Source organism: Oceanicola sp. S124, assembly GCF_000220565.1.
Lineage (GTDB): Bacteria > Pseudomonadota > Alphaproteobacteria > Rhodobacterales > Rhodobacteraceae > Pseudooceanicola.
Window position 1 is genome coordinate 1 of sequence record NZ_AFPM01000198.1, and the last position, 776, is coordinate 776.

At 71.5% G+C, this 776-nt stretch carries 1 protein-coding gene; it reads right to left on the reverse strand.

From position 1 onward, the window contains the following. Positions 1-22: 22 nt before the first annotated feature. A partial coding sequence (locus OS124_RS24715) for a diacylglycerol/lipid kinase family protein (protein WP_010140334.1) occupies positions 23-776 on the reverse strand: 754 nt, incomplete at its 5' end.

Below are 776 nucleotides of genomic sequence, written 5' to 3' on the forward strand. Positions count from 1 at the left end.
GGCGCGGCGCTTCTCGCCGTCACTAGGCCAGAAGCGGGCGGCGCGAGGCGGTCTCGACGCGGATCCGCGAGGCTTCGACCAGCTCGTAGTCACGCCCCTCCTGCATGGTCCGGGTGATCAGCCGCCAGGCCAGGCGGAACAGCGCGGCGCGGCTCTCGCCCCGGCCGATCAGCACCGCCAGCCGATCCTTGTGGATCGCCTCGCGCCCCGCCAGGTTGAACCGTTCCAGCTGGTAGGCGGAGCGTGCCACGAAGAGCAACGGAGTACGCACCCGCCGCGCACCGCCCTCGGGCGCTTCCAGCACCAGCCGCATGGGCCGCTGGAAGCGCCAGAAGGTGCGCACCACGGACCAATGCGCCATCAGGCGGCGCCGTCCGAAGCGGCGGTAGACGTCCTCTCGCTGCTTCAGGATCGAGGGATAGATGCCCAGCGAGGCATTGTTGAGGAAGACCTGGCCGTTGACCGTGGCAACGCGGATGTCATTGGGGGTGGCTTCGAGCAGAGCGCGCGCGGCCTCTTCGGGCACCTCGGGCAGGCCGAGGCCACGGGTGAAGTAGTTGAAGGTGCCCATGGGCAGCGCTGCCAGGGCCGCCTGCTGGCCGTGCAGGGCATCGGCCATGGCCATCACGGTGCCATCGCCGCCCGCGGCCACCACGGTGCGCGCACCGGCGGCGATCTCTTCGGCGATCAGGGCGCGCAGGTCGTCGCGGGGATCCCAGTGGCGCAGCTTCGCCCCCGCCGGCGTCAGCACCTCCATCGCGCGGTCCAGCGCGGCG